Here is a 4,532-nt window from a genome sequence, read left to right on the forward strand (position 1 = left end):
GGGGCTCCTGCGATTTCTAGCTGAAAGCGCGGGGACAACTTCGCCTCAGTTCGGATCCCTACTGGGTCGAGCGGGTGAACCGCATTGGCCAACGGGTGGCCGCCCACAGCGAACGGCCCCATCTGCCCTACACCTTTCAAGTGGTGGAAGATCCCGACATCAACGCCTTTGCCACACTGGGAGGCTTTGTCTACATCACCACTGGTGCCCTCGCAGCCGCCGACAACGACGACCAGATTGCCGCCGTGCTGGCCCACGAGGTGGCCCACATCGGCGAACGCCACGGCCTGCAACAACTGCAGCAGGCTGCCACTGCCGAGTTTGGGGCTCAATTGTTGGGGCTCAACGACAGTACCCTGGCCGCTCTGGCCCTGGAATTGGGAGTACGGCGCCCGCAGAGCCGTGAAAACGAGTTTATCGCCGATGAAAAAGGTCTGGGGGCAGCCTATCGCGCCGGGTTTGACCCGCAGGGCATGCCGCAATTTTTGGCCAAGTTGCAATCCCGCGGATCTGTGCCAGAGTTCCTGCGCACCCATCCCCCTGTCTCGGAGCGCATTGCCCGCCTCAACCAGCTCATCACTCAGCACGGCATGGCCAGCCCAGCCGGTCAGACTGTTCCACTCCGCGGCTCCGGCGGCTCCATTTGGCCCTCCGGATCCCCCGAACAAACCCAACGCACCGAGATTGAGATCCTGCCGCTACTCCCTGTCCTGCCCTAACTCGGCACAGAGGGATCCCTTCTGCCCAAGACCGGCTGGATGGCTCCCTGTGTTTCTTTGTCAGGGACAGTTACTGGTGGAGCTGTGCTTCACAGCAAAGGCAGACCGCGTAGTCTCCGCAACTGGTTGAGGTGGGCCGGGCAATCGCATCCAAATAGGGCAACAGCTGCGTTGCTTTTTTCAAGGGTGAACTCTAGGAAAGGAGGCTCTGTCACCTCGACTTCAGCCCAGGACTCCGTCTCGCCAACGCGAGCGGATGGGATGGGATCCTTCTGCTCGGGAACAAGAAGAGGATGTCTCCACGGCAGAGAACGGGAGCGGACAACATTCAGGTCAAATGGGGGCGCGTCCAGGGTAGAAGCTCGAGCTGCAGGAGCAAACCAAAGTAGCAACGCCCACAGAGCCGGTGCCGGCCACCTTGCCCAGCGCCAATAGGAGGAATAGGGGATCCCTGCCATAGACTTTGCTCACTCACTCCAGCCTTAGTGTACCGTCCGCTTTGGATTTTGCCAGGGGGTGGCTGGAGCGAAGAGGACGTCATAGCTGCGCAACGCTAACGCGACTGGCCGGCATCGTCTCAGGAACCGTTGGGTCACAGCCGGCGGATCCCATGCCAAACTTTGGTTTAGAATATCTTTAAATTCGAGATTCAGTCTCACTCATTTGAACCTGGAAAGGCCAACCTTTAGCCTTGCCAAAGATATCCCTCTTCTGCAGCGCTCCACTGGGATCTAGCTTCCTGCCCTTTCCCGTCCTGTTTTGTTCATTATCTCTACCAACTCAGGAGTTTCTTATGGCCGTTCCAAATGGTCATTCCGGCACGCTTCCAGAGCAAGAGGCTTCTTCTATGGGAAAGGACGCCCTCCCGCTAACGCAAACGGGTAACGCTCTAAACCTGGCTCCCCTGCCTGCTGATGGGGCCTCTGCGGCTGCTCAGATGCCGGTACTGCTGGAGGAGAAATCCGGCCCGCCCGTGTTTCCCAGCCCTGTCAAGTTCAGCGAAATTGAGATTGACCACCGTCCGGTTGGGGCTTCGACCCTGAAAGTGGTGGATTACTATGCCGACGGACGTCCAGTTACTGCTGCAACTCTCAAAGTCGTGGACACTTGGGGGGAGGGACGCCCAACGGTTGCCTCTGGCGCCAAATTCATCCATGACCCCGCGCTCAATCGGCCGATAATGGCCGATGGCCTGAAAATTGCCAAAACCTTTATGGGCAATCGCCCCATTGAGGCCAGCCCCCTCAAGGTGATGCGCTAGCCCGGATCCCCAAGGTGGGCCAGGGATCCCCTTGCTAACCTGGGTTGGGGCACATCCGGTTAGTGATCATGGAGATCCTGGCAGTTCTCTTGGGGCTGTTGGCGGGCTTGGGAGGAGGAGCGGGCTATCTGGCGGATCAGACGGCGCGGCAGCTTCTGTTGGATCAGTTGGATCGGGCAGAGGTTTTGGAGGTGCGCATCCAAAGCCAGCCCAATTACCGGCTGCTGAATGGCCAAGCGGATCGCCTGCTGATCGCCGGTCGCGGGCTCTATCGAGCGCCCTTTCCCCGCATCGAGCTTCTGGAGCTGGAAACCGATCCGGTGGCAATTGACCCCTCTTTTTTCCAGGGGGCTCCCTTGCGCCTGACGCGACCTCTGCAAGCGGCGGTACGGGTGTTGGTGCGGGAAGAGGACTTGAATGCCGCCCTCAACAAGCCAGAGGTGCTCCGCCAGTTTCAGGATATCCGGGCCGATCTGCCCTTTGGGGGAGCTGGAAGGGAAGCTCGCCGTTTTGATCTGCGTCAGCCTCGAGTCGAGTTTTCGGATCCCAGCCGCATTCAGCTCTCTGCCCTCTTGGTGGAGAAAGACGGCGGTACTGAGCAAAAGGACTCCGTCCCGCTAACGCGAGCGGTGGAGGTGGTGTTTAACACCGGGATCCGCGTGGAAGAAGGGCGCAGCCTAAAGCTGGAGAATCCGGAGTTTGTGATCGGTTCTGTGCGGGTTCCCGATGAGATCTCAGCAGCGTTTTTGGGCGGGCTCAATGAGGTGCTTGACCTGCAAGAGCTGGAAGAGATTGGGATCCTGATGCGGGTGCTCAGCCTAGAGATAGAGCCTGACCAGTTGCAGGTGATTGGGTTTGTGCGGGTGGAAGGGTTGGAAAGGACCTCGTCCCGCTAACGGGGATCCCCATTGAGCAGGGATGAGCTCCCCAGGGCTGCGCTCTAGCAGGAGAGCTGCTCTGTCAAACTGGATAAAGATCAGCCAGGCTGGAGATGGGATTATGGCCTTCGATTGGTTTCGCCGCCGCTATACCGACTCTACCGACTCTCCTGGTGAAGCGGAGTCTTCGCCACCAGCCCCCGCGCCAGCCACAGAACCGGCGGAGATCTCCCCGGAAGACTATTTGGCTTTTGCCAAAGCCGCCTATGCCAACCTGAAGGCCCGTGCTGCTGCCCAAGCCCCACCGGCAACCGAGGAGTCCGCCCCGCCTGCGCGAGCAGAATCCGTCCAGCTGCAGCCACCGGCCTCGACTGAGGACTCCGGCCCACTTGCCCAAGCAGAACCCCGTGAACCCGTCCAGTCCTCCACTCCAACACAAGAACCAGCATCTCCAGAATCGCCCCCTGTGCAGCCGGCGGCAGCTCCCTCGTTTTTTGATCTGGCTCCCCGTGCTGCTGAGCGTCTCCAAGCCCTGCAAGCCAGCGCCGTGGATGAGCCCAAACCCGAGCCGGTGACTCCAGCCGTTGCTCCCTCTCCAGAGACGGGGCCGGAAGAGCTGGTCTTCGATGAGGGCTTCCGCTGGTCAGCCGAGATCCTGGCGGCTCAAGGGCGCAAACCGGAAGAGATTTCCGTTGAGGAAATCTCCTGGCTGCAAAAGCTGCGGCGAGGCTTGGGCAAAACCCGCCTTAACCTGATCAACCAGTTGAAAGCCCTGGTAGGCCGCGGCCCTCTGGATCAGAAGGCTGTGGAAGAAATTGAGGCCCTGTTGCTGCAGGCCGATGTGGGGATCGACGCCACCGAGCAGATCATCCAAGCCCTACAAAAGCGCATGCGAGAGGAGGTGGTGCCCCCAGAGGAGGCCGTCAAATACCTCAAGCAGCAGATGCGGCAGATGTTGACGGTGGGGAATCCCACCTTTGCCCCACAACGGGACACGCTCAACATTTGGCTGATTGTCGGGGTGAATGGGGCGGGCAAAACCACCACCATTGGCAAAATTGCCCATGTCGCCCGCAAGTCTGGATACCGCTGTCTGATTGCTGCTGCTGATACTTTCCGGGCTGCTGCTGTGGAGCAGCTCAAGGTTTGGGCAGAGCGAGCAGGGGTAGAGGTAATCGCCAATCCCTCTCCCAATGCCGATCCGGCAGCAGTGGTCTTTGACGCCATCACAGCCGCCAAGGCCAGGGGCACAGAGCTGCTGTTGGTGGACACGGCAGGCCGTCTGCAAAACAAGAAAAACCTGATGGACGAGCTGGCCAAGATCCGCCGCATCGTTGACAAAAAAGCTCCCGAAGCCAAAGTAGAAAGCCTTCTGGTGCTGGATGCCACCCAAGGGCAAAACGGGTTGCGCCAAGCCGAGGTGTTTGCCGAGGCTGCCAAGTTGAGCGGCGTGATCCTGACCAAGCTGGATAGCACCGCCAAGGGGGGGATTGCCCTGGCCATTACGCAGCAGATGAACCTACCCATCCGCTTTATCGGCGCCGGCGAGGGGCTAGAAGATCTGCGGCCTTTTTCCAGCTACGAGTTTGTGGAAGCTCTTCTAAGCGAGTATTGAGGCACCCCCTCTCTGAGAAGGGCCATTGTGAAAGAGCATGACTCTAGTCAATAATAAGC

4 protein-coding genes are annotated in these 4,532 nt (G+C 59.5%); all 4 read left to right on the forward strand.

The features are described from left to right. Nucleotides 1-74: 74 nt before the first annotated feature. The 4 genes from NW815_RS13520 (at nt 75) to ftsY (ending at nt 4,473) form a co-directional block, all read left to right on the forward strand. The gene (locus tag NW815_RS13520; protein ID WP_414390855.1) at nt 75-719 is read left to right on the forward strand and encodes a M48 family metallopeptidase; all 645 of its coding nucleotides are present in this window, start codon (nt 75-77) and stop codon (nt 717-719) included. 793 nt (nt 720-1,512) lie between these two features. Further along, entirely contained in the window at nt 1,513-1,980 is a 468-nt protein-coding gene (locus NW815_RS13525) for a hypothetical protein (protein ID WP_414390857.1), read from the forward strand. 68 nt (nt 1,981-2,048) lie between these two features. Further along, nucleotides 2,049-2,876 (forward strand): DUF2993 domain-containing protein, encoded by an 828-nt coding sequence (locus tag NW815_RS13530; RefSeq protein WP_414416125.1) that lies wholly within the window; start codon nt 2,049-2,051, stop codon nt 2,874-2,876. 103 nt (nt 2,877-2,979) lie between these two features. Continuing rightward, nucleotides 2,980-4,473 (forward strand): signal recognition particle-docking protein FtsY, encoded by a 1,494-nt coding sequence (gene ftsY / locus NW815_RS13535; protein ID WP_414329639.1) that lies wholly within the window; start codon nt 2,980-2,982, stop codon nt 4,471-4,473. The last annotated feature ends 59 nt before the right edge of the window (nt 4,474-4,532 follow it).

It is taken from the genome of Synechococcus sp. R6-7 (assembly GCF_047461695.1).
In the GTDB taxonomy this organism is placed as follows: Bacteria; Cyanobacteriota; Cyanobacteriia; order Thermostichales; family Thermostichaceae; genus Thermostichus.

What these genes read in the sequence shown, in the direction of transcription:
- ftsY (WP_414329639.1), top strand. Translation starts at nt 2,980, where the DNA reads ATGGCCTTCGATTGGTTTCGCCGCCGCTATACCGACTCTACCGACTCT.
- NW815_RS13525 (WP_414390857.1), top strand. Translation starts at nt 1,513, where the DNA reads ATGGCCGTTCCAAATGGTCATTCCGGCACGCTTCCAGAGCAAGAGGCT.
- NW815_RS13530 (WP_414416125.1), top strand. Translation starts at nt 2,049, where the DNA reads ATGGAGATCCTGGCAGTTCTCTTGGGGCTGTTGGCGGGCTTGGGAGGA.